The organism is Streptosporangium sp. 'caverna' (assembly GCF_003203775.1).
GTDB lineage: Bacteria > Actinomycetota > Actinomycetes > Streptosporangiales > Streptosporangiaceae > Streptosporangium > Streptosporangium subroseum.
Genome location: NZ_CP029711.1, coordinates 3,988,584 through 4,014,008, shown reverse-complemented (window position 1 = coordinate 4,014,008; position 25,425 = coordinate 3,988,584). Strand labels below are relative to the sequence as shown.

The following is a 25,425-nucleotide window of genomic DNA, read 5'->3' as shown; positions in this document are numbered from 1 at the left end:
ACAACCCGCGGTCCTTGACTCCCGACGGCCGAATACAGGGGCCAGAGCCGCCGCTGCAACCGGTCGAAGGCCTGTAGCTCATGCGCGTCACCCTGTGTCATGAAGACCTCGGCTTCTCCAGCGGCGCCACCCCTTTGACGCCGCGGGCCATCGCGAAATACGAACCGTTCCTATCCGAGGCAAGTCGACATTTCCAGACAAGTTGGACTTACCTTGCAGGGTTGACACACAAACGCAAAGTCTAGCAAATGTTGAAAAGTAGATCAATCCTCAGCTGATTGCCAAATTGGTAAATTTTCTTAAATTGAATGTTTATCTCCGCTTTTTGTGGATCTCATATACGAGAAACTGGCAGGCCTCATCGGCTCTGATGCCAGGATGTCTCGCGGCTCGCCTTCGACAGCCATTCGCGATGTCATCGCCTCGCGTTCCTGGCTGCCGGGGCTCTGCTCGCGGTCGTCGCGAAGGGCGCGCCCGGCGGCTTCGTTCGCGGTCCCACCCGTCGTGCGGCCGGACGGGCCGACGGTCGAGGGACCGCTCCTCGGACGAGGTCGCGCGCACTGACGGGCGGGCCCGCCGCATGACGCGCCCCGCCCCCTCAACCCACCGGATCGGCACGGAAACCGTAAAAACGCCGGAGAGTTCCGAATCACGGACTTCGAAGACGCACAACATTCTTGACCGCCGAAACGAGGAAATTTTCGTTTACCCTTCCGGAAAACAAATCCTTCGCCTCACGAAAGGGCGGTCTATATATTTCCTGTGCCATCAAGGTCGCGTCACAGAAAGAAACACCAACAAATCCCACCGTGGCGCGAAAATATGCATAGGAGCACGCCATATGTCATCGAAGCGAAGATTCGCTCGAACCGCTATCGGCTTCGCTTTCGCAGCGGCCGCCGTGTTCAGCCTCGGGGGGTTCTCTCCCGCCCCGCCGAACACCCCGGCCACCGCTCCCGCGCCTCAGCCCCGAGCGGCGGAACCGCCCCCGAAGCCCAAGGTCAGGGCTCTGACAGCCGTCGAGATCCGGGACAGGGGGCTGGACAACTACATCGACATGTCCCGCCAGAAGGAGACCGCTCCCACCCTGGTCGACGGCACCCAGGCCAAATCCGCCGCGAGCCCTCCCGACCCCACCCAGGAAAACTCCAAGAGCAGTAACAGAAGCCTCGCGTCGGGCTGCTGGTCTCTGGAGACCTACGATTCGGCCGCCCATGCGGGAGTCGCCCACCACACATGGTGCGGCGACGGTGTCAGCATCACCCACACCTCGACAAGCTGTGCCGGAAACTCGGCGCCCAACTACGTATATGAGGGTTGCACGAGCGGCACCAATTACGGAGTGGGCTGGAACGCCTGGGATGTCATAGAGGGATGGAATTTCTGCACTTCATATGACCCCTCCACGGGGGCGTGCGCCACCCGAACGGACCCGTGGCAGGAGAACCGCTATGGCGCGGACGGGCAGGTCTGGCTCCTCAGGTGGGGCAGTTAGCCTTCTGCTCGACTTCCCTCGACAGGCGATGGCATGACAGATCAGGCTCGCCCGCGGATCCGGTTCCTCCAGATGGATGTCGGGGGTACGTTCACCGAGATCGTCTCCCGGCCGGCGCCGGCCGGGCAGCTCGATCTGGCCCCCCATCCGGAAGGCGGATGGGGGGTTCGATCTGGTCCTCCCACATCCGGGCCGACCCCGAGAACCATCCCCCCGCACGGGTCGGCGCGACGGCCCTCCACTACGTGCTCGGGCCCTCGGATCGCTCACGCCGGCATCAGCTCCTTCTGACCCATCAAGGGGTTGGGGCGACTCAACGCGGGGACCACACTGGACCTATCCCCCACGCAGAGGAGAACCGGCCGATGGCAAGCCGCCTGACCCCCAGAGAGCGCGAGGAGCTTGCCGTCGTCCTCGCCGCGATCCGCGCAGCCGGCCCGGCGCTCGACGCGGACCGTGCGACCGCCGTCGAGATCGCCGACCTCGCCCGCACCGCCCTGCCGGACATCAACGAGGTGGAGATCGGCCGAGTCCTGTTCTTCGTCGCCGCCGCCGTCAGGCAGCTCGCTTCCACCGGCCACGACCCGCTCGCGATGGGGAACGTCTTCACGCTCGCGGCGATCGACCTGACCGCGATCGCAGGCGAAGAGGCGGAGCCGCCCTAATCCCGGGTGACCCCGGGCACCCTGTACGGGTGACCCATGAGTGTCGAGACGCCCGTCCGGTTGTGCGAGGCCGGCGCGGTCAGGCGAGCAGGAAGCCGCCCGTATCCGGACGTCTCTCCACGCACATCCCGCCCAGCGTCCAACGCCTGCTCGCCGGACTCGGAGATCAGCCCCTGGCCGCCTTCGGAGCGGACCGGACCCTGCTACGCCCCGCTACTCGTCGAAGGCCGGACAGGCGCCTCCCCTACTTCGCGGGGCCTGAGGCTTCTCGGGGCCGGTGGCGCGGACCCGGGCGGAGGGCCGTCGTGACGGCGAGGCTGCCCAGTTTGGTCAGAGCATGCTCGGAGGGACTGCCGGGCTCGGCATGCAAGATGACCAGCTGCAGGCCGGAGGCGCCGACGGCGTTGAACATCTCGCAGGTAAGGGTCAAGTCGCCGACCTCACGGTGGCGGAGGGGCTTGGTCTGCCGGGTCACCTCGGATACGTCGTGGCGGGCCCACATCCGGCGGAAGTCCGTGCTTTCGCGCGAAAGTTCACCAACCAGCTCGGTCAGGCGCGGATCGTCGAGGTCTGCTCCCGCGAAAGCGCGCAGGTGGGCGACCCGGGAGCGGGCGACCTTCTCCCAGTCCCGATGGAACTCGCGCGCGGCGGGATTCAGGAAGGCCAGCCGGAGCAGGTTGTCCATGGATCCAAGGTCACTGTGGAGGGCGACGCTCAGCGGGTTCATGGCCAGTACGTCCATCCAGCGGCTGATCACCATCGCCGGGGTGTGCGACCAGCCGTGCATCAGCCGGATCAGGTCCGGATTCACCTGCTCCGACCGGATGGTCGTTCCGCGCTGCCGCGACCCGGGGTGGGCGAGTTCGTACAGGTGCGTCGTGGCCTCGGGGCAGAGATCCAGCGCCCGCACCAGGGCGTCGAGCACCCGATCGGACGGGTGGCGTTCGCGTCCCTGTTCCAGGCGGATGTAGTAGTCGGTGCTGACCCCGGCCAGCCTCGCCACTTCTTCCCGGCGCAGTCCCGGGGTCCGGCAGTAACCGGAGCGCAGCAGCCCCACCTGTTCTGGGGTGGTGACCTGGCGCCGAGCACGTAGGAACTCACCGAGGAGATTATGGCCGTCCATATTGTCACGTTATGTCACCGATTGATTATCGAGGTGGACGCGCCACTACCAGGATCGGCCGTCCTAGTCACCGAACCCGGCCGAGCCCGCTCTCCCGCTCCGTACCTCTGCGGGTGATCACACGCTCGGGCCCCGACCTGTTACGCCTTGAGGAGCCGTTCGCCCGGTTCCGAGTCGCTCAAGCTCCACCTGATCACCGGGTCTCGTGGCCCGTCCATGACGGTGTATCTGCGCGCGGGCAACGTGGCCGGATGGCCCTGCCACGCCGAACCATCAGACGCCCCCAAGCCCGTGCACCGAACCCGCGGCTTGACAGCCCAATATTGTGAGTGCTCAATCAGTCACATGTCACCAAGCTCGGCTCGCCCAACGGCCGGTTCGCCACGATCCACCGCCGAGGACCAGCGCGTGAAGATCGTGTCCCGTGCCGTGGCGGCGTTCGCGCACGCCGGCTACCACGCCACCCCCGTCTCCGAGGTCGCCGAGGCGGCGAGGGTGTCGCCCGCCTACGTGTTCCGCCTGTTCCCCGGCAAGCTCGGCCTGTTCGTCGCCACGGTCGACCACTGCTACGACCAGGTCACCGCCACGCTCGTCAAGGGCGGTGAGGCCGCGGGGTCCGCCGCCCCCGACGACGTGCTCGCCGCGATGTCGGCCGCGTACGTGGAGCTGATCCGCGATCGAAACCTGATCATGTTGCAGGTGCACGCGCAGAGCGCCTGCGACGTCCCGGAGATCCGGGACGCCGTCCGCCGCGGGGTCGCGAGGGTCGTGCAGGCCGTCTCGAGGGTGTCCGGCGCGGACCCGGCCGCGGTGCAACGTTTCATGGCCTACGGCCAGCTCTGCCACCTCATCGTCCAGGCCGACCTCGGGGCCGTCGACGAAAGCTGGGCGCGCACCGTGAGTGCCGGAATCAGCCACTGACGCACCGCCGGCTCGCGGCGGCCGTTTTTCGGCCCGCAGATGTGACTGATCAGTCAGTAACTTCCCAAGCGGAGCCACTCATGAACACCAGCGCATCCCCTACACCCACCTCGGCCAGAGAGTCGTTCTGCCCGGCCTCGTGGAGCCCGATGGCCTGATCATCGAAACCGGGCCGCTGAGCGCCCCCGGGCCGGGCCGGCTCCTCCTCGCCGTCGAGGCGACAGGCATCTCCTACGCCGAGCAGGCGATGCGCCGCGGCCGTTACTTCGGACAGCCGAAGTTCCCCTTCGTCCCGGGATACGACCTGGTCGGCACGGTCCTCCAGGTCGGCCCCCAGGGGGACGTCTCGCTCATCGGCGCACGGGTCGCGACGCTGACGAAGACCGGCGGCTGGGCCAGTCACGTGGTGGTCGAGGCACGTGACAGCGTCGTCGTACCGGTCGGCGTCGATCCGGCCGACGCGGAGACCGTCGTGGTCAACGGAGTGACCGCGTGGCAGATGCTGCACCGGGCGGCGCGCGTCAAATCCGGTCAGACCATCCTCGTGCACGGCGCCAACGGCGGCGTGGGCGGAATCCTCATCCAACTGGCACAGCACGCTGGAATCCGGGTCATCGGAGCAGCGTCCCCCCGCCACCACGATGCGCTCAGGGCGGCCGGCGTCGAGCCCGTCGACTACAACGACCCGAACCTCGCCGACCGCGTCCGGGAGCTGTCCCCCCGGGGTGTGGACGCGGTGTTCGACAACATCGGCGGGCCCATGACGCGCGTCTCCTACGGGCTGCTGGCGGCCGCGCGGGGCCCTGGTCTGTTACGCCATCATCGCGGGGGTCAGCGACACCGGCGGCCTGGTGCTGCCGTTCATGAAAGCCCTCGGCCGGGTGCTGCTGTGGAACGCACTGCCGAACGGGCACCGTGCGACGTTCTACGATCTGTGGGCAGGCCACAAGGTGCGACCGGCCCGCTTCCGCAAGCACCTCGAAGAAGACCTGGGGCAGGTGTTCACCCTGCTCGCCGACGGGACCCTGAAGGCCAACATCGCCGCGCGCTTCCCCCTCGACGAGGTGGCCGCGGCGCCGACCCTCGCCGAATCCCGCACGCTCAACGGCAAAGTGATCCTGTTGCCGTGAACGCCGGGCCCGACGGGGACGACGGGGACGACGGGGTGGTCCGCCGGCCGCGGTTTCCGCACATCGTGATCTTCAGCTCAGCCGTGCATCCGCCGGCCCAAGGCGGTCTCGGGGGTGAAGCCATGGGCCACCGGGTTCTGTCTCGCCGTTCACGGGTGGCGTGACAGGAACCGGTTTCAGGAGCTGTGATCTGCGAAGGGACCGTTGGCGGTGAAGGCGAGCTTGGCGAAGCGTTCGCCGATGCGGCGGTGGGTGGCGGCGTCGGGGTGGAGTTCGTCGGGCAGCGGCAGTTCGGCGGAGTCGGCCTCACCGTAGAGGTCGAGGCCGTCGAGGTAGTGCAGGTTCGGATCCTCGGCCGCCCGTTGCTCCACGATCCGGGCCAGCTCGTCCCGGATGACGGCCAGGGTCAGTTTCCCGCTCGCGCGCTCCGCCGGGTCGCCCGTGGCCCGGAACCGCAGTCGCCCGGCGTTGAGGTTGGTGAAGTCCGGGGCGCTGGGGCCGGGTGTGTCTTCGTGGATGGGGCAGTAGATGGGCGAGGCGACCAGCAGCGGTGTGGTGGGGTGGCCTTCGCGGATGGTGTCAAGGAAACCGTGGACGGCCGGGGTGAAGGCGCGCAGGCGCATCAGGTCGGTGTTGACCAGGTTGATGCCGATCTTGAGGCTGATCAGGTCGGCGGGGGTGTCGCGCAGAGCGCGGGCGGTGAACGGGTCGAGCAGGGCGCTGCCGCTCAGGCCCAGGTTGATCAGTTCCACGTCGCCGAGGGAGGCGGCGAGTGCGGGCCAGGTGGTGGTGGGGCTTGCGGCGTCGGAGCCCTGGCTGATCGAACTGCCGTGGTGCAGCCACACCCTGCGGCCCCGGTCCGGTGCGGGCTCGATGGGTGCGTCGGCGCGCAGGGCGATGAGTTCGGCGGTCTCGTTGTGCGGCAGCCAGATCTCGACGTCCTTCACACGGTCGGGCAGGCCGGTGAAGCGGAGGGTGCCGGCCGCGCCGGGCTGGTACTCGGTGGTCCCCGTGGTCATGTCGATGGTCAGGGTGTTGCCCCCGGTCACGCCGGCCTGGCCGGCCAGGCGGCCGTCGACGAGCAGGTCGTACACGCCGTCCGGGCGGGGCGGGGCACCGACGTAGACCCGTTTGGTGGGCAGCGTGTCCAGTTCGACGACGGTGGCCCGGGTACGGAAGACCAGTCGTACACCGGAGGGCTGGGCCTCCGCCATGGCGAGTTGCCCGTCGGCGCACTGGGCGCGGGCACGGGCGGGCAGCCGGTGCGGCAGCACACCGTGCGCGGTGTGCTGCAGGTCGAGGGCGCCGTGCAGGAGGTCCGCGATGGCGGGTGCGCTGATCCAGTCGGGCTTGGTGTGCATGGTCTCATCCTGTTGATCGAAGTTTTCGGATTGTTCGGATTCGCCGATGCGCCGCGCGGTCGGCGGCGTCCGGCCGGCGTGGGGGTCCTGGGTCAGGGCGCGGGCCAGTTACGCAGCAGGGCGTCGAGGGCGTCCAGGACCCGTGACCAGGTTTCCTGCGTGTCAGGGGCGCTGTGGCTGAACCCTCCCCCCATCTCCAGGCTGACGTAGCCGTGGAAGACGCTGCCCAGCAGCCGGACCGCGTGCGTCTGGTCCGGTTCCGTCAGGTCGTAGCCGCGCAGGATCGCCCGCGTCATCTGTGCGTGTCTGCCGCCGGCGCTGGCGGCCGCCGCCTCCGGGGTCAGCCTCAGCTGGGCTGCGGCGTAGCGGCCGGGATGCTCCCGGGCGTAGTCGCGGTAGACGTTGGCGAAGGCGGCCAGAGCGTCCTTGCCGGCCCGCCCGGCCAGGGCGGCGGCGACCCGGTCGGCGAGTTCCTCCAGGGCGAACAGGGCGATCTTGGTCTTGAGGTCCTGGGAGTTCTTCAGGTGCGAGTACAGACTCGCGACCTTCACATCGAACCGCCTGGCGAGCACCGAGACGGTCACCTGGTCGAAGCCGACCTCGTCGGCCAGCTCCGCCCCGGCCCGGGTCAGGCGTTCCGTCGTCAGTCCTACACGTGCCATGCCCTCCCCCTCATTTGGCAGCATCGATTATGCATTTGCCTAATACCTTTAGGTAAACTAGCACGCATTTTAGGAAGTTGTCGACTGGGCAAGAGATCCGTGCCGCGTTCGCGAATCGCACCAAGGGCAAGGTGAAGCGCCTGTCCGTCCCGCGTGACCTGGCCGATCGGCCCTGGAACGACCTCTGGACCACCCCGGCCGGCGAGATCCCAGGCGCTCCCGGGTGCGGTAAGGCCCTCACCCTCTATCGGGTGAAGGACGTCGCTATGTCACGGTGTGCTGGCAGAACGACGCTCGTGGCCAACCTGTGCCGTAGGCCGGCCGTCTCACCACCGCCCCATCTCTTCCAGCTTGAGGATTCAAAGGTGCGTGCTCTCCCCCTGGCCCTGTCCGCTGCCGCTCTGGCCGTGGTGTTCGTCCCCGTTGCACCGGCGCAGGCCGCCGCGATTCCGGCGATCCAGCTCGTGAAGGTCTACTACAACTCGCCCGGATCGCCGGACAACGGCGCGAACAGCAGCCTGAACGGCGAGTACGCGCAGATCAAGAACACGACCCGGAAAGCGGTCAGCCTCAAGGGCTGGACCCTCCGCGACAAGACGTCCGCGGCGGATCACGTCTACACGTTCGGCGCGTTCACCCTCGGCGCGGGGAAGACGGTCACGGTGCGGACCGGCAAGGGTACGAACACCTCCACCGTCCGCTACTGGGGCAGGAGCGGGGGGACCTTCGCTTACATCTGGAACCAGAGCGCGGACACGGCGTACGTGAGGAACGTGTCCGGCAAGCTCATCGACTCCTGCTCGTACAACAGCTCCCGGGTCGCCTACAAGAGCTGCTTGTAGGCGACCTGTCACCCAACCCCGTGGGCCACGCGGCGGTTCGCCGAGGCCGTCGAGTCCGCCTACACGACCACGGCTCCGGCCCTGGTCACGCTTCACCAGGTGATCGCGAACGTGTTCCGCGTCAAGATTGACCGGGGCTACGCGATGAGCCGGACCGCTTCGGTCGATCCCGAGGTCGCGCGTGTGCACGCCGAGGTCCGAGAAGGGTGCGACGAGATGTTCCGCAGGGCGCGCGACGCGGGCCTGCTCTGCGCGAACGCCGACCTCGACTGGGCGCGCCGCGTCTACTATGCGCTCATCCACGAGGCGGCGACGGGACCGGACGAAGACCAGGACGCCGACGCCCTGGCCACCCGCCTCGTCGACACCCTGCTGCACGGTTTCAACAAGCGCCAACGGTCCGGTACGCAGCCTTGACCGGATAAAGGGTGGGGCGCCAGAACACACCACTTGCCCGTTTTAGTGCACTTGTCAACCTTTGTGCACTGTGTGGCGTCTCACGTTTGCGGTGCCCGATCTCGGCGAGAGGGACTGGGCCCCGTTATGGCGCGATAGGCCCCCGCCTCTTCCCCGGCGGGGGCCTCGCCGTCTCTCCATCAGGCCTTGGCCGTGATCTGCCGGAAACCCCCGCCGAACCCGCCGTCCTAGTAGCCGCAGCCGCCGTAGACGCCACCGCCGTAGAGGCCGCCGCCGTAGAGGCCACCACAGGGAGAGGCCGCGTACACGGCCGGCATACAGCCGGCACCGTAGATACCGGCGCCGTAGATGCCGCCGCCGTAAAGGCCGCCGCCATAGAGGCCGCCGAACCGGCCGCCGTAGACGCCACCGAACCCGCCGCCGTAGTAGCCGCCGCGGAATCCGCCGCCGTAGTAGCCGCCGCCGAACCCGCCGAACCCGCCGATGGGATGGGACGAGGTCTCTGCTGCCTGGGCCGGGCCGGCGGCCAGTGCGGGCACGGCCAGGATGGCGCCGAAGGCGATGAGGCCGGCGGCGATCGTAGTGCGGTTCATCGTGGTTCTCTCCTTTGAGCAGGGGCGTCCGCCTACCGGGGATCACCCTTTCCGTCACTGCACGCTCTATATGACTACTTAGAGTGAGCAATTTCAAGCTTGGGCAGTACCCGGACGTGTCTCTCCGATCTGGGGCGCCCCTTGCTTGACCGGCCGGTTCTCCCGCTCGGCGACGAACGTCCCGCGGCCCCGCACGGTCACCGTCCACCCCAGCTCGCCGAGGTGCCGCATCGCGCGCCGGACGGTGCCCCGACTTACACTGCGCGCGCCTGTGCGGCCTGGGGTTCGGGGTGTCGAGGTCCGCGGCGTACGGCCACCTGAACCGAGTGGGCCGGCAACGAGGACTACCGGATGAGCTCGGCGATCTCCACGCCCCTCACGCACGTGCGCGTAAGCGGCTCTCGAAACGCTCGAAACTCAGCCTCGGGTCGGTTCTCCCCAGATGGAACGTTCCCGGTCAAGATCGAAGGTGATGGTGCTTGGGCATCGAAACGCACCGGCTGCAGGTCCGTAAGTACCAGGGGCCCGTTCTGGAGGCGGACGCGGAAAAACCGGGGCCCGCGAAGTTCGCGAACCGCCGGTTGGTGGCCATGGCCCCGGGAGACGTTACGTCTCCCTTGAGTGCGTCCCCCGGAGATCGATGATCTGTCCCGGGGCCACGGCGTTTTACCTGGCAGACCTCAGCGGCAGGTCACACGGGAGCGACCATGACGCGGGCAGGGAAGGGGAAGCCTGCCAGAGCTCCAGTTCGACTTCTTGCATGCGGTCGCACAGCTCGGCGACCGTGGGGGCCTCGATGATCCGGACCTGCTGAGGGTCGCGGCACTCCCAGGCGGTGAAACAGCGCCGCCACTGTCTCCACATCACCAGCCATCCGTACGCGCCGGCCTGCACCTGGGCGGCGGCTTCGATCTTCGCGGCGTCATACTCGGAGCGCATGCCGGGCCACGACGAGGTCCGCGGGTGACCGGCTGTGCGCCGGTTCGGTCAGTTCGGCCAAAGGGCGGGACTGCACGATTTCGTAGTGGATCGCGAGCCTGGCGGCGGCCCTCGCCGGGCTCCTGGCGTAGGTGCGCAGAATGCCGCCGCCGCGACTGGGTTCCGGGCTGATCCACCAGATGAACCGGCCGTTCGTGTGGGCCACGAGCCCGTAGTACACGGAGATCAGCGCCTGGCCTTGGATGACCTCGTGCACGTCCGCCGGGATGTTCCGCAGGGCCAGCTCACCCTGCAGTGCTTCGGCGACTCGAATGATCTCGTCTCGGGAGGGGCCGTTATGAAAAAAGTGGGGGGGCACACAAACTACGCTAAATACCAGATAATGCCCCCCTCAACAGTGTTGCGTCATGTTGCGTGGAATTTGTTGGCAGCGGTTTCCAGCAGATGACGAGCCTCTTCTCCGTATACCGCGGCACCGCTCAACGTCTCGAACGCCTTTTCATACACCGCGATGTCGCTGGGCGCCTTGTGCTGGATCTGGCCGGGGACGGTGTCGACGCGGACGCGGTCGTCGTCGTAGATCCAGAAGTTCTCCGGCGGCATGATCAGCGGCCGCGAGGCCGAGGGGACGATGCCGAAGCTGACGTTGGCGACACCGGACGTCAGCTCGGCGAGCCGGCCCAGCTGGACGGTCATCGGCCCCGGATCGACCACCGGGGTCCGGAGGGCCTGCTCGCCGATGATGAACGCGAACCGCCTGCTGCCGCTCCGCAGGATCTCCTGCTGCTTCAGCCGGGCGGTCACCGCGGCGTCGATGTCGTCGGGGATGCCCCGGAAGTCGATGATGGCCCGCAGGTGCGCGCGCACGTAGTCCGGCGTCTGGATCAGGCCGGGGACGGCCGAGTGCTGCCAGACGCGGAACTGACGGGTCTTCTCGTACAGCGGCAGGAACGACGACTGCACGTGGCGGAGCCCGGTCTCCTCCAGCCGGCGCCACTCGGTGTACATGGCCTCGATGTTCTGCGCGGCCGCGATGAGATCGACCACCTGCTCCTCGGCCTCGCACGCCCCGCACCACATCTTGATGTCGGCCTGGTTCGGCATCTGGACGGCATTCTCAATCTTGGAAATCTTCGTGTGGTCCATGCCGGTCTTACTGGCCAGCGCCCGGCCGGTCAGGCCGGCGTCGGCGCGGATCGCACGGAGCCGTGCGGCGAGGATGCCTTTGGCCTCGTTGATTCGGGCTGTGGAGGTCGCCATCTGCCATCACCTCGTCATCGGCAGGTCAATATCTTTTGATGACGGTACGCCAGCTTTTGCCCCTAATTGCATAATGTTGCGAATCATTGCGAGGATCTATCTTTTCAGCCGGTGGGATCTCCCCGGCTCAGCTCGTGGGCGAGCTGCTCCAGCTCGGCTCCGCCCGCCATCAGCGAGGTCAGCTCCTCGCGGGTGATGTCGGCCTTGCCGTACTCACCGAGGCTGGCGCCCCGGTTGAGCAGCAGGAACCGGTCGCCGATCGGGTAGGCGTGGTGCGGGTTGTGGGTGATGAAGACGACGCCCAGGCCCCGGTCACGGGCCTGGGCGATGTAACGCAGGACGACCCCGGCCTGCTTGACGCCCAGGGCGGAGGTGGGCTCGTCCAGGATGAGCACGCGAGCACCGAAATGGACCGCGCGGGCGATGGCCACCGACTGGCGCTCACCGCCGGACAGGGTTCCCACGGGCTGGTCGACGTCGCGGATGTCGATCCCCATGGAGCGCAGTTCCTCGCGGACCACGCGCTTGGCCCTGGCCACGTCGAAGCGGCGGAACGGACCCCAGCCGAGCCTCGGCTCGGAGCCGAGGAAGAAGTTCCGCCAGACCGACATCAGCGGGATCATCGCCAGATCCTGGTAGAGGGTGGCGATGCCCCGGTCGAGGGCGTCCCGGGGGCTGGTGAAGGCGGCGGGGGCGCCGTCCACGAGATACTCACCGGAGTCGGGGGCGTGCATGCCCGAGAGGATCTTGATCAGCGTGGACTTGCCCGCTCCGTTGTCACCGAGAACGCAGGTCACCTCCCCGGCGCACACCCGCATCGAGACGTCCCGCAGCGCGATCACACCGCCGAACGTCTTGCCCGCGGCACGGACCTCCAGCAGGGCGGAGGCGGCGCCCGCCGGGGTCTTCTCATCGGTCGCGGTCAATGTCTCACCTCCTCCGCGTAGCGGCGGACGAACCGGTTGGCGAGGGTGGCCAGCAGCAGCATCGCGCCCAGGAAGAACTTGAACCAGTCGGCGTCCCAGCCGGCGAAGACGATGCCCTTGTCCGCCATGCCGAAGATCACGGCGCCGAGGGCCGCCCCGATCGCGGAGCCGTACCCGCCGGTCAGCAGGCAGCCGCCGATCACCGCCGCGATGATGTAGATGAACTCCTGGCCGATGCCGGAGTTGGCCTGCACCGAGGTGAAGCGCAGCGCCATGATCGAGCCGACCAGCCAGGCGGCCACGGCGGTGGTCATGAACAGTGCGATCTTCGTCCGTTCGGCGGGGACCCCGACGGCGCGGGCGGCCTGGTCGTCGCCACCCACCGCGAAGATCCAGTTTCCGGCTCTGGTCCGGGTGAGCACCCAGGTGGCCAGGGCGGCGACGCCTACCCACCACAGGATGGCCACCCGGAAGTCGGTCCCGCCGACCGGGATCGTCCCGGCGAGCAGGGCCCGCGCCTCCTCGTACCCCTCGGCCTTGCGCAGACCGCTGACCTGCACGGTCCCGGTGAGAGCCTTGGTGACGCCCAGGTTGACGCCCTGGAGCATCAGGAACGTGCCGAGCGTGACGATGAAGCTCGGCAGCTTGGTGCGGACCACGATCAGCCCGTTCACGAACCCGATCAGCAGGGCGACGACGAGGGCGACGAGCATCGCCGCCCAGATCGGAAGGCCGTACCGGGTGGCGAGGATGACCATGATGAGGCCGGTGGTACCCGTGAGCACCCCGGCCGACAGGTCGAACTCCCCGCCGATCATCAGCAGCGCGATCGCCACCGCCATGATCCCGAGTGTGGAGGCCGGGTCCAGCCAGTTGGCCACGCCCTCGATCGAACGGAACGTGGCCGACTGGCTCGCGAAGAACCCGAAGACCACGACGGCACCGACCACCGCGCCGAGCTCCGGCCGGATCAGCAGCCGCCGGGCCACCCCGGTCCGGGCGAGCCGCTCGTCCGCCACCGTCACCGCGTGCCGCTCTCGGCCAGCTTGGCGACCTGCTCGGCGTTGTCCTTGGTGACGAACCCGGGTCCGGTGTTGACCGGCAGGCCGCCGCCGACGGTGTTGAGGTTGTTCTTGTAGAGGGTCAGGAAGGTGATCGGCAGCCAGCCCTGGAGGTACTGCTGCTGGTCCACCGCGAACAGGATCTCGTCGTCCTTGATGGCGGTGACCACGTCGGCCGACAGGTCGAAGGTACCGAGCTTGGCCTTGGAGCCGCCGTCGGCGATCGCGTCACGGGCGGCCACCGCCACGGCCGGGTTGAGGGTGAGCACGCCGTTGACGGAGGTGTCCGACTGGAGCCTGGCCTTGATCTTGGAGGTGGCGTCGGCGAGGTTGCCCACGTCCACCTGGAGCCGCTCGACCGCCGCGCCCAGTCCTTCGGTCGCGCCGTTGCACCGCTGGTCGAGGCCCACGTTCCCGGCCTCGTGGATCACGCAGAGCAGCTTGGTGACCCCCTCGGCCTTGAGCTTCTCCCCCGCGCCGCGCCCCGCCACGTCCTCGGACTGCCCGACGTGGGTGATCGCGCCGAACTCGCGGGACCTGTCACCGCCGGAGTTGATGGTGATCACCGGGATCTTGGCGGCGACGGCCTTTCCGACCGCCTCCTTCAGCGCGTCCGGATTGGCCATGGAGACCACGATGCCGTCGACCTTCTGGCTCACGGCCTGGTCGATGAGCTGGGACTGCCGGGCGGGATCCCCGTCACCCTGGTAACTCACCGTGGCCCCGTACTGCCTGCCGGCGGCCTCGGCGCCGTTCTTGACCACGTCCCAGAAGGCGTCTCCCGAGCCCGCGTGAGTGATGACGGCGAAGGTGCCGCCCCCGGCCGCCGGGGCCGGGGCCGTCGCCGCACCCGCCGACGCCCCGCCGTCCTGCCCGCCCGAGCCACTCGAGCAGCCGGTCAGGGCGGAGAACCCCAGCATGGCCGCCACGACCAGCCCTGTTGTCCACTTCATCGGTAACCTCCGTGCGTCGCCTCGCCGGATCCCCCCGCCCCTGGTTTGTAACCAACGCATTACCTGCATGTCAATAATTTGTCGTGACATTAAGACTTATAAATGCGGCGTTATCTCTGGGCGGGCGCATTGACGGCATCTCCGGGCGTACGCATTGACGGCGCCGAGATGGGTAGGGCAATGGCGCCCGACGGGCAACCGGACGCGAAATGCGATGAAGGTATCCTGGTTTCTGACGATGACGTCACCCTTGCGGCTACGGCTCCCCGGAAGGACACCAATGTCACGTCCGTCAACTGAAACGAGGTAGCCGGCTTCCTTGACCTGAGCGTCGACGCCGACGACTCAAACTCTCCTCACGACCAGCGGGTCCCCCGCCATGCGGCGATTCTCTCTGCCGTCGGCCCCTTGCCTTCGCCCCAAAAAGGATTATATTTACCATAATATCAGTAGGAATTAGGGGTAATAAGATGCCCATGCCGGATTTCCTTACGATTGGTGCCCCAAAGTCTGGGACCACCGCGCTGCACGCGGCGCTGGCCCGGCATCCGGGACTCTTCCTGTCACCGGTGAAGGAACCGAAGTTCTTCCTGACCGACGGCCCGCCCCCGACCCGCGGCGGTCCCGGCGACGTCCAGACATACCGCGAGCACATCTGGCGGCGAGAGGACTACGAGGCCCTCTTCGACGCCGCCCCGCCGGGCACGCTGACCGGCGAATCCACCCCGCTCTACCTCTACGACCTGGCCGCGCAGCGGCGCATCCGCGCCGCGATCCCCGACGCCAGGCTCATCGTGGTGCTGCGTGACCCGGTGGAGCGGGCCCACTCCAACTGGACACACCTGTGGTCGGCCGGGCTGGAGCCGATCGGCGACATCCTGAGGGCCTGCGAGGAGGAGCAGCGGCGGATCGAGGCGGGCTGGGCGCCGTTCTGGCACTACCGCGGGCTCGGCAGGTACGGCGAGCAGCTGGCGCACCTGTTCACCCTGTTCCCCCGCGAGCAGGTTCTGGTCTACCGCTATCGGGACCTGGTGGACCGGCCCGCCGAGACCCTGGACCGGATCTGCCGCTTCCTCGGGGTCGAGACCGGCGTCATCACCGAGGTTCCCCGTGAGAACGTGACCGCGCACCCGGAGCCGACACGCGGGCACCGCGTGCTGTCCAGGGCGCTGCGCGTCGGATCGGCGGTCGGCCGGTTCCTGCCGGCGCGGGTGAGCGGGGCGCTGACCGATCCGCTGGAACAGCGGCTGCAACAGCGGGCGCGCTCCCGCCAGCCCCTGACCTGGGATCAGCGGGAGCAGCTGATCGGCTACTTCGCCAAGGACGTGGCACTGCTGCAGAAGGTGACCGGCGAGGACTTCAGCGACTGGCTGCGTCCCCGTGAGCGGTCCGGCGGCCTGGTGGGCGTCCGCCCCGCCGGCCAGCGCCAGGCCCGGAACGGCCGCCCGCAGACGTGACGCGGAGTTTCCCCCCGGCCCCGCCGGCGGGGCCGGGGGTCGTACGGCGTGCCGCGGTGCGGGAAAGCCCGCGCGCGCCAGTCAGCGCGGCCCGGTATGGAGCGCGGGAAAGGCCGCTCGCCCATGGCTGACGCAGAGCGCGGGGAAGCCCCGCGCTCTGCGTCAGCGCAGCTCGGTACGGAGGTCGTGCGCCCCGTCGGCGCGGGTGTACTCGTAGTAGAGCCGCCGCCCGCCCTCCGGCAGGTCCACGATGTCCAGGTAGCGCAGGCCGCCACCCGCGTGCGGTGAGGCGGCGGCGGGCACGACGCCGACCGGGGTCAGCACGGCCGGGTCGACCCCGACGGCCACGCCGGTCTTCTCCTCGTAGTTCTCCGCCGCGGTGGCTCGGCCGTCGTAGAAGGCCAGCACCTGCCCCTCCAGAAAGCGGACCGCGGCGATCCGCGCGCCCCGGGCGTCCCAGAGGCCGGGACGGCCGCTGAGCGCCGTGCCCTGCCAGATCCATTCGAGCCCGTCGGCGCTGGTGGCGTAGTCGCTCACCATCTGGTCGGCCTCATCGGGCTCGGCCAGCGGATGGCAGGAGGCCCACAGGTGCCACATTCCGCCCTGCCGTACGATCACCGGGTCCTTGACGCCCGTCTTCGGGTCGCCGGGCAGCACGGTCTGGCGGTGCCCGGGGTCGAAACCGGACGGGTCGTCGGCCTCCAGCACCTCCACGCGCCAGTGCTTGGTGCCGTAGGTGGCGCAGCTCAGATAGAGCCGCCAGCGACCCTCCGGAGTACGGATCAGGGTGGGTCGCTCCAGCGACTCGGTGTCCATCTCCTGCCTGCCGATCGTGACCAGCGTCTCGAACCGCACGCCGTCGGAGGACCGGGCGACGACGACGGCGTAACCGCGTCCCTCCCCGATGGGCCGGCGCAGCCGGTACGCGAGATAGATCAGCCCGTCGCTCGCCACCGCGCTCGGGGCACCCGCCCAGTGGCCTGCGGCCGACTCGGCCGGCTCGATCGCGACCACCGAACGCTCGGGGTCGGGAAGGAAGTCCTCGATAGTCACGGCACCGACGGTAGGCAAAGCTTGCGCATCACTCACAGAGAATCACCAATCATGGTCACGAGTTTGGTCACCCTTTGACGATCGATTAGGGCTGATCGCCTCAGAGCCTCCGCACGAGAGTCGTCGGCGGCTGCCGCCCATCCTTGAGGAGGAGTGGCACGATCCGGCATGCCGAATTTGATGTCGAGGGGCAGGTGCGGGGGGACGAGCCCGGGGAAGGACCCGATGTTTGACGGTACCTCCTGGTGAGGGGTGCCTCGAAGCGGGAATCGGCGGCGGTTACACTGTGCCCCCCGCGTCCCCTGCGTCTCCCGTGTCCCCTGTGAGGGTGATCTCTGCTCTCCCGCGGCATGGTCGCACGATCCTCAGGAACGGCGGAGCGTCGCGCTGGGCACGGGGATGGCAGGGAAGGGGTTGTCGGGCGGCAGGATGAGCCGCCGTGCCTCCGCCGGGCGCGTGGTGGCGTCCAGGTGAAGGAGCGCGGCCCCGATCCCGGCCGCGCCGACCATGTAGCCGGTGTCGGCGGTGACCTCCCAGGGCCGCAGCCGCCGATAGGCCTGGTACCAGCGGGAGCCCTGCTCATCGTGGCCCGCGGCGCGTCCGATCAAATTCGCCCCCAGGGCCTGGGCGAGCTCCAGATGCGTCTGGCTGCCGGTCGCCGCCCAGAGGCCGACGAACAGCTCCAGCAGCCCGGCCGCGCCGCAGCACTGGCAGGCCGCGTTCCAGTAGCCGTTCGTCTGGCGGGCGGGAACACCGCTGACGGCGATCCCCCTGGCCAGCCGCTCGACCCAGTCGAAGTCGGCGGCGTCGCCCGCCACCCGATGCAGCTCGTAGAACATCCTCGCGACCCCGGCGGAGCCCGAGCAGAAGCCCAGATAGTGCAGGTCACGGCCCTGCGGGATGTGGTGCGGGATCATCGCGCACCGTTCGGTCACGGTGCTGACCGCCCGGACGAAGTCGGCCCCTCTCCTGGCGGCGCTCAGGAAGTGGCTCTCCCCGGTCACGCCGTACAGGCGGGCGAGCAGGAAGGCGGTGCCGGCCGTGCCGGACAGGAAGCCCGGCGTGACGGCGTCCAGCGGCAGGTCCGCGCAGGCGCCCTCGCCGAAGCGGTGGCCGGGCACGACGAGCGTGGCGATACGGGCGCCGGCCTCGACGGCGATCTCCTGGTAGGCGGGCACCCCCAGGATGCCCCCGGCGTGCAGGAGACCGAGGATGATCCCGCCGTCGCCGCGCTGGGCGGGATCGCCGGTCCAGCCCAGGCCTCCGTCGATCGGGCGCGCGCTGCGCACGATCTGGTCGGCGACGGCCCCGGCCTCGATCTCGAAGGAGTCGTCGCCGGTGGCCCATCCGGCCTCGGCGAGCACGAACATCACTCCGGCCAGGCCGTGGTGGAGGGAGAGATCGGCCTGCTCGCGCCAGGTGGCGGCCAGGTATCGGGCTCCGGCCCTCGCATCGACGAGATAGCTCTCGTCTCCGGTGGCGGCGGCGAGCTCGAGGAAGAACAGGACGATCCCCGCCGCCCCGGAGTACAGCGACAGCGGATGGTCGGGCATGGCGGCCCGGCCTCGCGGGTCGGGGTTGGCTCGCCAGTGCCGGCCACGCTCGTCGTCCACGGCCGCCGACCGGATCCAGCGCGCGGCCCTGACCGCGGTGGCCAGCGGGTTCTCGGCCCCCGGTTCCGGGCTCATGGCGGCTCCTTCGTGTGGCGAGACCATTACCTTACCCGCATTTCCTACAGGATCAATGGGTAATTCTGATACTCAGGATACTCGCCGCGTCGCACGGCGTCACTCTCCCGGTTATACCCGCTGCCCGCCCCCGGCAGGCCACGCTCGACCGCCTCCGGCCACATCGCATGAAACGACCCTACTGCCGCGGGCGGCCTCCGCCCACTTGGGCGTGTCGCCGTACGCAGAAGCGGCTATTTGTCATGACATTCTGATGTCCGCTAGCCTGATCACGGAGCGTATGTACGGGGAGGGCGAATGACAGCGGAGCTCGCCATCGACCTCGACCGGTCCAGCCCGATCCCCCTGTACTTCCAGGTGGCGGAGCAGATCTCCGAGGCCATCCGGCGTGGCGACCTGATCCCCGGCTCCCGGCTGGACAACGAGATCCTGCTCGCCGACCGGCTCGGCCTGTCCCGGCCGACCGTGCGCCAGGCGATCCAGTATCTCGTCGACAAGGGCCTGCTGGTGCGCAAGCGAGGCGTCGGAACCCAGGTGGTGCACGGCCAGGTCAAGCGCTCGGTGGAGCTCACCAGCCTCTACGACGACCTGCGCAGGGCCGGCCAGGAGCCGGCCACCCGGGTGCTGTCCCTGGAGCGCGCGCCGGTCCAGGAGGACGTCGCCGCGATCCTCGGGGTCACGATCGGCACGGAGATGCTGCGCCTGGAGCGGATCCGCTATGCCTCCGGCGAGCCGCTGGCGCTGCTGCACAACTGGCTGCCCCTCGGCCTCGCCACGCTGACCGCCGAGAACCTCTCAGAACGCGGGCTCTACGAGCTGCTGCGCGCGGCCGGGGTGCGAATGCGCGTGGCGAACCAGCGCATCGGAGCGCGCGCGGCCACCGCGGCCGAGGCCAGACTGCTCGACGAGCGGCGCGGCGCGCCGCTGCTCACCCTGCTCCGCACCACCTACGACGATCAGGGCAGGGCCGTGGAGTACGGCTCACACGTCTACCGGGCCTCGCACTACTCCCTGGAGGTCACGCTCATCGAGCGCTGACCGGCTCGAACACACGACTGCCGGGCGCCGACCGGCTCCGCCTCGGAGCGCCGGGCCCCGACCGGCTCGAACCCACGAGCGGCAGGCAGGGGTGCCGCTCGTGCGCGACGAGAAAGCAGTACGGCGCCTCGCCGAACTGCTCCCGGCCTCGTTCTCGCCTCTGTCGTGAGCCCGCTTCGACCAGGCGACAGGTCTGACCGGCGTTCACGATTCGCGGAGCCATGCCCTTGGACGTGGCGCCCGCCGTCCGTGCCGGGCCATTCCCCGCGGGGAATTGTCGCTGTTCACCGGCGGCCTGCAAGGTGTGACGCATGGACGACGACATCCGCTTCGGCGTGCCACCGCAGGAGGAAACGCCCGGCGGGGCGCAGGACCGGCACGGGGCTCCATGACCCGGGTCGGACCGGATGGCGGCGGGATCGCCTCCGCGTGCTCGGGCGATGCAGGCGGATGTCTCGGCCAGGCGATGCGGTCTCGCGTCATCAAGCACCGGTGACAGGGACTCCCGACGAACAGAAAGAGGACACGATGCGGGCCTATCAGCTCGACCGGTTCGAAAGCCTCGACGGTCTCGTCCTTCGAGACCGTGAGATGCCGCAGCCCGGCCCCGGCGAGGCCGTTGTACGGATTCACGCCCGGTCGCTGAACTACCGGGATCTGCTCATCATGCACAGGCGGTATCCGGTCCCGGGCACGGCCGGAGTCGTGCCGGTGAGCGACGGCGCCGGCGAGGTAGTGGCCGTCGGCGAGGGGGTGACCCGCGTCGCTGTCGGCGACCGTGTCGCCGCCACCTACTTCCCGCGCTGGCGGGACGGCCGCTTCGCCGTCGAGATGGCAGCCGAGCAGTTCGGCTGCACCCGCGACGGCATGCTGGCCGAGTTCGCGGTCGCCGACCAGGAAGCACTGGTCACGATCCCGGCGCACCTCTCGTACGAGGAGGCGTCGACGCTGCCCTGTGCCGGGGTAATGGCCTGGTCCGCGCTCACGGGTCTCCGGCCGGTGCTGCCGTCGGAGACCGTGCTCACGATCGGATCCGGGGGTGTGGCGCTGTTCGCGCTGCAGTTCGCCACGCTGTTCGGCGCGCGCGTCATCGCGGTCACCTCGAGCGAGTCGAAAGCCGAGTTGCTCAAGCGACACGGCGCGAGCGTGGTCGTGAACTCCTCCCGGTCTCCCGACTGGGAGCGCGCGGTGCGCGACGCGACGGACGGTCGCGGCGTCGACCACGTGGTCGAGACCGGTGGGCTCGACACGCTGCCCAGATCGCTGGCCAGTTGCGGAGCCGACGCGCACCTCGCATTGGTCGCCGCCCTCGGGGCCGGCACCCTCGACGCGCCGGCGCTGGGTGCGCCCGCCACCATCCGGCGACTCTACGTCGGCAGCCGCGCGAGCTTCGAGGCGATGAACCGGGCGATCGCGCACCACACGTTGCGCCCGGTCATCGGCAGCGTGTTCCCGTTCGACGAGGCGAAGGACGCCTACACGCACTTCGCCGCCAAGCAGCATGTCGGCAAGGTCGTGATCGGAACATGAGATCCATCGCCGACGCTCCAGGCCAGAGCCCGGGATCGCGGCGCCGATGACGCGGGGCGTCGGTCGAGGCAGAGGTCCGGCTGCCGGTCACGCAGGGCCGACCCGCACACCGCAGGCGGTGCGGCCGGAGAGCGCCTCCGTGCCGCTGCGGTGGCCGTCGGTGGATCAGGCCCGGCTCCACATCATGATCGTCGGCGCGCGCTGCCGGAACCGATTGCGGGTGACCGTACGAGCCCTTCGCCGGCGGGACGGTCCCGGTACGGCAAACCCGGCACCACGATCGGGCCGCCCAGGTCAAACCCAGAGAAAATAGCTCTGAAGTGCGGGGTCATTCCGTGCACCGCTCCATCTTCCGGGAACGTGACATCTAGGATCACCGAGGAGGAAGCTTGGCCATGACCTCAGATCCGGGACAGGGCGATGCGCGGCCGGAGGCGTGAGTGGTCGGCGGTCCTCAAACTGCTGAGAACCGTCGCGGGCGCGAGCCAGAACGTCATGCTCGTCGAGGGCGAGCCGGGGATAGGGAAAAGCCTTCTTCTCCTCGAAGCCGCGAGCGTCGCGTCCGCGCGAGGAGTCGCGGTGGCCGCCGGACGGGCCGACCAGCTGGGACGGCTGATGCCGCTGGGACCGCTGCTGTCCGCCCTGGAGGAGTCACCGGCGCCCATCACCGTCGCCAGGCACGCCTTCCCCTTTCCCGAGGGGTCCGGTCTGCTGCTGTGGCTGGCCGAACAGGTTCAGACCTCGCTGGAGGAGAGAACCGGCTCCGGGCCGCTGCTCGTCACCCTGGACGATCTCCAGTGGGCCGATCCGGCCACGCTCATGGCCCTGCGGACCCTGCCCTCGCAGCTGGCGTCCCGTCCCGTGGCCTGGCTCCTGACCCGCCGTACCGCCTCGGGCCACGACGACGCCGACCGGCTGTTCGACCTGCTGGAAGAGGAGGGAGCCGTCCGGATCCTCCTGCAACCGCTCGACGACGACGCGGTGGCCGAGATGTCCACCGACGCCCTGGGCGTGCCCGCCGGGGAGGAACTGGCCGTGCTGGCCACCCAGGCCGGCGGCAACCCGCTCCTTCTCGCCGAACTCCTCAGGGGGCTACGCGAGGAGGAGCGCGTCCGCGTCGAAGACGGCGTCGCCCGGCTGACCGGGGCCGCGCTGCCGGGGCGCGTCCACACCGCCGTACGGCGACGCCTGGACGAGCTCGGCACCAAGACCCGGCACCTGCTGGAGGCCACCGCGGTGCTCGGGCGCTCGTTCTCGCCGACGTACGCGGCCGAACTGCTCGGCGAGACTCCGACCGCGCTGCTTCCCGCGCTTGAGGAGGCGCTGGCGGCGGGCGTGCTCGTCGCCACCTCCGACGAGCTGGCGTTCCGGCACGAGTTGCTCTGGCGGTCGGTCGTCGAGAAGGTGCCCGTGCCGGTACGGCAGGCGTTGCACCACCAGATCGAGCGCAACCCGCCCATCCGTCCGGCCCCCGTACACCGGCACACCGACGATGCCACGGCCGAGGCGCTGGTGGCCCTGTCGCTGCTCGCCTGGGACGAGGGCAGGCTCTCCCGCGGCCTCGACCTGGCCCGCGAAGCCGTGGAACTACCGGCCGGCGGATGCCATCCACGGCCGTGGACCGTCCTGGCGAGGATGCTGACCGACCTCTGGCTGCTCGACGAGGCGGAGGCGATGACGGAGAGCGCCGAGGCGGAGGCGGATGGACAACCTCTGTGGGCCGCCGAGATCTCCGTCCTCCGCGCCCGCCTGGCCCTCGCCGCGGGCCGGCCGGGCGGCGCGATCGAGCAGGCCGAGGCCGGCCTGGTCGCCGCGAGTGTCCTGGACGCCCCGGCCCTCGCCTCCTCGGCCGTCTCGGTGCTCGGCACGGCGTCACTGCGAGCGGGCGATCTTCCCGGCGCCGCCAGATACCTGGAGAGGGATCCGGCCAGGTCGGCGCGGGGCGTGCCGCCGTGCACGCGGCTCCACTCGGAGCTGACGGCCGGGCGGATCAGCGAGGCGCTCGACGGAGCCGCGGCCGCGATGGGATCGCTCGGCCTCATCTACGACGCGCTGCCCAGGCACACCGGCGCGCTGACCGGTGAGCCCGCCGCCGCGGCGTGGCTGGTACGGGTGGCGATGGCGACCGGCGACCCGCGGCGGGCCGACGCCGTCGTCGACGCGGCGGAGGGCATCGCCTGGCGCAATCCCTCCCTGCCCGGACCCTCGGTGGCCGCCTGCCACGCGCGGGGCCTGCGCGACCACGACCCCGACGCGCTGGGCCGGGCCGCGGCCGAGCATACCGACCCGTGGGCCAGGGCCTCGGCGGCGGAGGATCTCGGCGTGCTGTTCAGCGCGGACGGCGGCTCCCGCGACCTGGTCGTCGACAGTCTCAACGACGCGCTCACCTGTTACGGGACCGCGGAGGCCACCCGTGACGCGGCACGGGTGCGGGGCAGGCTGCGGGCGCTGGGCGAGCGCCGCCGTCACTGGGTCAGGACCGATCACCCCGTGTCGGGATGGGACAGCCTGACCGGTACCGAGCACGCGGTCTGCGATCTGGTCGCCCAGGGGCTGACGAACCGGCAGACCGCCGAGCAGATGTTCATCAGCGAGCACACCGTCGCCTTCCACCTGCGCCAGGTCTTCCGCAAGCTGAACATCCGCTCGCGGGTCGAGCTGGCCAGGCGCTCCGGAGAGGAGAGCGTTCATCCGACCGGCTGAGGCACCACGCGTGTGACGTGCTCGTGCACCAGCCGGACCGCCATCGCGCCCTCACCCACGGCCGAGGCGACCCGTTTGACCGACTGGCTTCTGACGTCGCCCACCGCGAAGACGCCCGGCAGGCTGGTCTCCAGGGGCAGGCTGTCGTCGAAACCGGTGAGGACGAATCCCTTGTCGTCGAGGGCGAGGGAGGGGGCGAGCCAGGCCGTGCACGGATCGGCGCCGATGAGCACGAACATGGCCCGGGTGTGCAGGCGCGTCCGCGCCCCGGTCTGGTTGTCCTCGGCGATGACGGCCTCCAGGCCATCGGTGCCGACGAGCTTGCGCACCTCGGTGTGGAGCATCACCTCCACCCGGGGGTTGTTCTCGATCCGGTCGGTGAGATAATGCGACATGTTCTGCCCGAGGCTCTCCTCGCGGACGAGCAGGCGCACCGAGGCGGCGTGCTCGGACAGGAAGATCGTCGCCTGGCCGGCCGAGTTCCCGCCGCCCACCACCACGACCGGGTCACCCTTGCAGAATCCGGCCTCGGCCAGGGTCGCGGCGTAGTACACGCCGTTGCCCTCGAAGTCCTCCAGGTCCGGCACGTCGAGCCTGCGGTAGCGCGCCCCGGTGGCGATGATCACCGTCCGGCCGTGGACCGGCCGCCCCTCGCCGAGACCGATGGTGTAGTGGCCGTCCCGCTGCTCCAGCGAGGCGGCCTCGGCCGGGACGCCGAGGGACGCGCCGAACTTCCTGGCCTGGATGACGGCCCGTTCGGTGAGTTCGGCGCCGGAGATGCCCGTGGGGAAGCCGAGATAGTTCTCGATGCACGAGGAGGTGCCCGCCTGGCCGCCGAGCGCGACCGCGTCGAGCACCACCGTGCTCAGACCCTCCGACGCCCCGTACACCGCGGCCGCCAGGCCCGCCGGGCCCGCTCCCACGATGACAAGATCGACGACGCTCTCCGGCATGGCCGGTGCGGGCAGGCCGACGGCGCGCGCCAGCTCGGCGTTGCCGGGATTGCGCAGAACCCGGGTCCCGCCCACGATCACGATCGGGGTCTGATCCGACGTGATGCCGAGGTTGCGGATCAGCGCCTCCGCGTCCCCGTCCTCCTCCAGATCGATCCACCGGTGCGGCAACCGGTTTCTGGCGGCGAACTCGCGCAACCTCCGGGTGCCGGGCGAGTAGCGGGAGCCGATGATCCTCAGCCCCCTCCCCTGGACGATCAGCAACGAGCGGCGGACCATGTAGGCCCGCAGGATCAGGTCTCCCAGCTCGCAGTCATGGGCGACGATCTCCCGCAGGCGCCAGGTCGGAACCGCCAGGACCTCACCCGCCTCGCAGACGACCGACGTCAAGAACGACTTCAGGCCCGTGAGCAGCCCCAGCTCACCGAGGAAGCGCCCGGGCCCGTGCACCCAGGTGACCTGCTCGTCGTCGACGCCGGCCACCTTCCCCGTCAGGATGACAAAAAATTCCGGGCAGACCTCGCCCTGCCTGACCAGGACGTCGCCCACCCGGGTGGGCCGGCGGGTTCCGTAGGGTGCGAGCCTGTCGATCTGCCCGTCGCTCAACCGGGGAAAGGCCCCGTGATGGTCGGGCGTCTCCGCGAACGCGTCCATC

At 69.4% G+C, this 25,425-nt stretch carries 23 protein-coding genes and 1 pseudogene; 11 read left to right on the top strand and 13 right to left on the bottom strand.

The window, feature by feature from the left end; all coding sequences use genetic code 11:
• Positions 1-901: 901 nt before the first annotated feature.
• Together DKM19_RS17730 and DKM19_RS17725 are read left to right on the top strand one after the other, a co-directional pair.
• The gene (locus tag DKM19_RS17730) at positions 902-1,495 is read left to right on the top strand and encodes a hypothetical protein (RefSeq protein WP_110696652.1); all 594 of its coding nucleotides are present in this window, start codon (positions 902-904) and stop codon (positions 1,493-1,495) included.
• A 365-nt stretch (positions 1,496-1,860) separates the two neighbouring features.
• Entirely contained in the window at positions 1,861-2,160 is a 300-nt protein-coding gene (locus DKM19_RS17725; protein WP_110696651.1) for a hypothetical protein, read from the top strand.
• Between the two features lie 244 nt (positions 2,161-2,404).
• Here DKM19_RS17725 and DKM19_RS17720 read toward each other — a convergent pair whose 3' ends face one another.
• The gene (locus DKM19_RS17720; RefSeq protein WP_110696650.1) at positions 2,405-3,283 is read right to left on the bottom strand and encodes a helix-turn-helix transcriptional regulator; all 879 of its coding nucleotides are present in this window, start codon (positions 3,281-3,283) and stop codon (positions 2,405-2,407) included.
• 408 nt (positions 3,284-3,691) lie between these two features.
• On the opposite strand from DKM19_RS17720, the gene DKM19_RS17715 reads away from it, so the two are divergent.
• The 3 genes and pseudogenes from DKM19_RS17715 (at position 3,692) to DKM19_RS51730 (ending at position 5,334) form a co-directional block, all read left to right on the top strand.
• Positions 3,692-4,204: a TetR/AcrR family transcriptional regulator gene (locus tag DKM19_RS17715; protein ID WP_239514302.1), complete on the top strand. Its 513-nt coding sequence runs from the start codon at positions 3,692-3,694 to the stop codon at positions 4,202-4,204.
• Between the two features lie 247 nt (positions 4,205-4,451).
• Positions 4,452-4,934: pseudogene (locus tag DKM19_RS51735) on the top strand (NADPH:quinone reductase); the annotation flags it as partial.
• A 133-nt stretch (positions 4,935-5,067) separates the two neighbouring features.
• Positions 5,068-5,334 (top strand): zinc-binding dehydrogenase, encoded by a 267-nt coding sequence (locus DKM19_RS51730; protein WP_239514301.1) that lies wholly within the window; start codon positions 5,068-5,070, stop codon positions 5,332-5,334.
• A 176-nt stretch (positions 5,335-5,510) separates the two neighbouring features.
• Here DKM19_RS51730 and DKM19_RS17705 read toward each other — a convergent pair whose 3' ends face one another.
• Positions 5,511-6,695 carry a GDSL-type esterase/lipase family protein gene (locus DKM19_RS17705; protein ID WP_110696648.1) on the bottom strand — a complete coding sequence of 395 codons (1,185 nt, stop codon included), beginning with the start codon at positions 6,693-6,695 and terminating at the stop codon, positions 5,511-5,513.
• A gap of 92 nt (positions 6,696-6,787) precedes the next feature.
• Positions 6,788-7,357: a TetR/AcrR family transcriptional regulator gene (locus DKM19_RS17700; RefSeq protein ID WP_110696647.1), complete on the bottom strand. Its 570-nt coding sequence runs from the start codon at positions 7,355-7,357 to the stop codon at positions 6,788-6,790.
• A gap of 365 nt (positions 7,358-7,722) precedes the next feature.
• On the opposite strand from DKM19_RS17700, the gene DKM19_RS17695 reads away from it, so the two are divergent.
• Both DKM19_RS17695 and DKM19_RS17690 read left to right on the top strand, forming a co-directional pair.
• Positions 7,723-8,199, top strand: a complete 477-nt coding sequence (locus DKM19_RS17695) for a lamin tail domain-containing protein (protein ID WP_110696646.1) — start codon at positions 7,723-7,725, stop codon at positions 8,197-8,199.
• 99 nt (positions 8,200-8,298) lie between these two features.
• Positions 8,299-8,616 (top strand): hypothetical protein, encoded by a 318-nt coding sequence (locus DKM19_RS17690; protein WP_110696645.1) that lies wholly within the window; start codon positions 8,299-8,301, stop codon positions 8,614-8,616.
• A 227-nt stretch (positions 8,617-8,843) separates the two neighbouring features.
• Here DKM19_RS17690 and DKM19_RS50680 read toward each other — a convergent pair whose 3' ends face one another.
• The 7 genes from DKM19_RS50680 to DKM19_RS17650 all read right to left on the bottom strand — a co-directional run bounded on the left by DKM19_RS50680 (position 8,844) and on the right by DKM19_RS17650 (position 14,348).
• On the bottom strand, positions 8,844-9,209 hold the full coding sequence (locus DKM19_RS50680) for a hypothetical protein (RefSeq protein ID WP_204358836.1): 366 nt from the start codon (positions 9,207-9,209) through the stop codon (positions 8,844-8,846).
• 666 nt (positions 9,210-9,875) lie between these two features.
• The gene (locus tag DKM19_RS17675) at positions 9,876-10,148 is read right to left on the bottom strand and encodes a hypothetical protein (RefSeq protein ID WP_089209636.1); all 273 of its coding nucleotides are present in this window, start codon (positions 10,146-10,148) and stop codon (positions 9,876-9,878) included.
• Positions 10,132-10,506, bottom strand: coding sequence for a hypothetical protein (locus DKM19_RS17670; protein ID WP_110696643.1), 375 nt, complete (start codon positions 10,504-10,506; stop codon positions 10,132-10,134). The genes DKM19_RS17675 and DKM19_RS17670 overlap by 17 nt, the downstream gene beginning before the upstream one ends.
• Positions 10,507-10,553: 47 nt before the next feature.
• A complete protein-coding gene (locus tag DKM19_RS17665; RefSeq protein WP_110696642.1) occupies positions 10,554-11,408 on the bottom strand; it encodes a helix-turn-helix transcriptional regulator in 855 nt (284 codons plus the stop codon).
• Between the two features lie 104 nt (positions 11,409-11,512).
• Positions 11,513-12,334: an ATP-binding cassette domain-containing protein gene (locus tag DKM19_RS17660; RefSeq protein WP_110696641.1), complete on the bottom strand. Its 822-nt coding sequence runs from the start codon at positions 12,332-12,334 to the stop codon at positions 11,513-11,515.
• Positions 12,331-13,359 carry an ABC transporter permease gene (locus DKM19_RS17655; protein ID WP_110696640.1) on the bottom strand — a complete coding sequence of 343 codons (1,029 nt, stop codon included), beginning with the start codon at positions 13,357-13,359 and terminating at the stop codon, positions 12,331-12,333. The genes DKM19_RS17660 and DKM19_RS17655 overlap by 4 nt, the downstream gene beginning before the upstream one ends.
• The gene (locus DKM19_RS17650; protein ID WP_110696639.1) at positions 13,356-14,348 is read right to left on the bottom strand and encodes a sugar ABC transporter substrate-binding protein; all 993 of its coding nucleotides are present in this window, start codon (positions 14,346-14,348) and stop codon (positions 13,356-13,358) included. The genes DKM19_RS17655 and DKM19_RS17650 overlap by 4 nt, the downstream gene beginning before the upstream one ends.
• 476 nt (positions 14,349-14,824) lie before the next feature.
• On the opposite strand from DKM19_RS17650, the gene DKM19_RS17645 reads away from it, so the two are divergent.
• A complete protein-coding gene (locus DKM19_RS17645) occupies positions 14,825-15,805 on the top strand; it encodes a sulfotransferase (protein ID WP_239514300.1) in 981 nt (326 codons plus the stop codon).
• 162 nt (positions 15,806-15,967) lie between these two features.
• On the opposite strand, the gene DKM19_RS17640 is transcribed toward DKM19_RS17645, so the two are convergent.
• Both DKM19_RS17640 and DKM19_RS17635 read right to left on the bottom strand, forming a co-directional pair.
• Positions 15,968-16,858 (bottom strand): hypothetical protein, encoded by an 891-nt coding sequence (locus DKM19_RS17640; protein ID WP_239514299.1) that lies wholly within the window; start codon positions 16,856-16,858, stop codon positions 15,968-15,970.
• Positions 16,859-17,223: 365 nt separating this feature from the next.
• Positions 17,224-18,546, bottom strand: a complete 1,323-nt coding sequence (locus tag DKM19_RS17635) for a lanthionine synthetase LanC family protein (RefSeq protein ID WP_110696637.1) — start codon at positions 18,544-18,546, stop codon at positions 17,224-17,226.
• A 297-nt stretch (positions 18,547-18,843) separates the two neighbouring features.
• Between DKM19_RS17635 and DKM19_RS17630 the strand changes: the two genes are divergently transcribed.
• The 3 genes from DKM19_RS17630 (at position 18,844) to DKM19_RS17620 (ending at position 23,817) form a co-directional block, all read left to right on the top strand.
• Positions 18,844-19,584, top strand: coding sequence for a GntR family transcriptional regulator (locus DKM19_RS17630; RefSeq protein ID WP_110696636.1), 741 nt, complete (start codon positions 18,844-18,846; stop codon positions 19,582-19,584).
• Positions 19,585-20,112: 528 nt separating this feature from the next.
• Positions 20,113-21,114 carry an NAD(P)-dependent alcohol dehydrogenase gene (locus DKM19_RS17625; RefSeq protein WP_110696635.1) on the top strand — a complete coding sequence of 334 codons (1,002 nt, stop codon included), beginning with the start codon at positions 20,113-20,115 and terminating at the stop codon, positions 21,112-21,114.
• Between the two features lie 420 nt (positions 21,115-21,534).
• The gene (locus DKM19_RS17620; protein WP_110696634.1) at positions 21,535-23,817 is read left to right on the top strand and encodes an AAA family ATPase; all 2,283 of its coding nucleotides are present in this window, start codon (positions 21,535-21,537) and stop codon (positions 23,815-23,817) included.
• Here DKM19_RS17620 and DKM19_RS17615 read toward each other — a convergent pair.
• Positions 23,802-25,424, bottom strand: coding sequence for an FAD-dependent oxidoreductase (locus DKM19_RS17615; protein WP_110696633.1), 1,623 nt, complete (start codon positions 25,422-25,424; stop codon positions 23,802-23,804). The genes DKM19_RS17620 and DKM19_RS17615 overlap by 16 nt on opposite strands.
• Position 25,425: the final 1 nt, after the last annotated feature.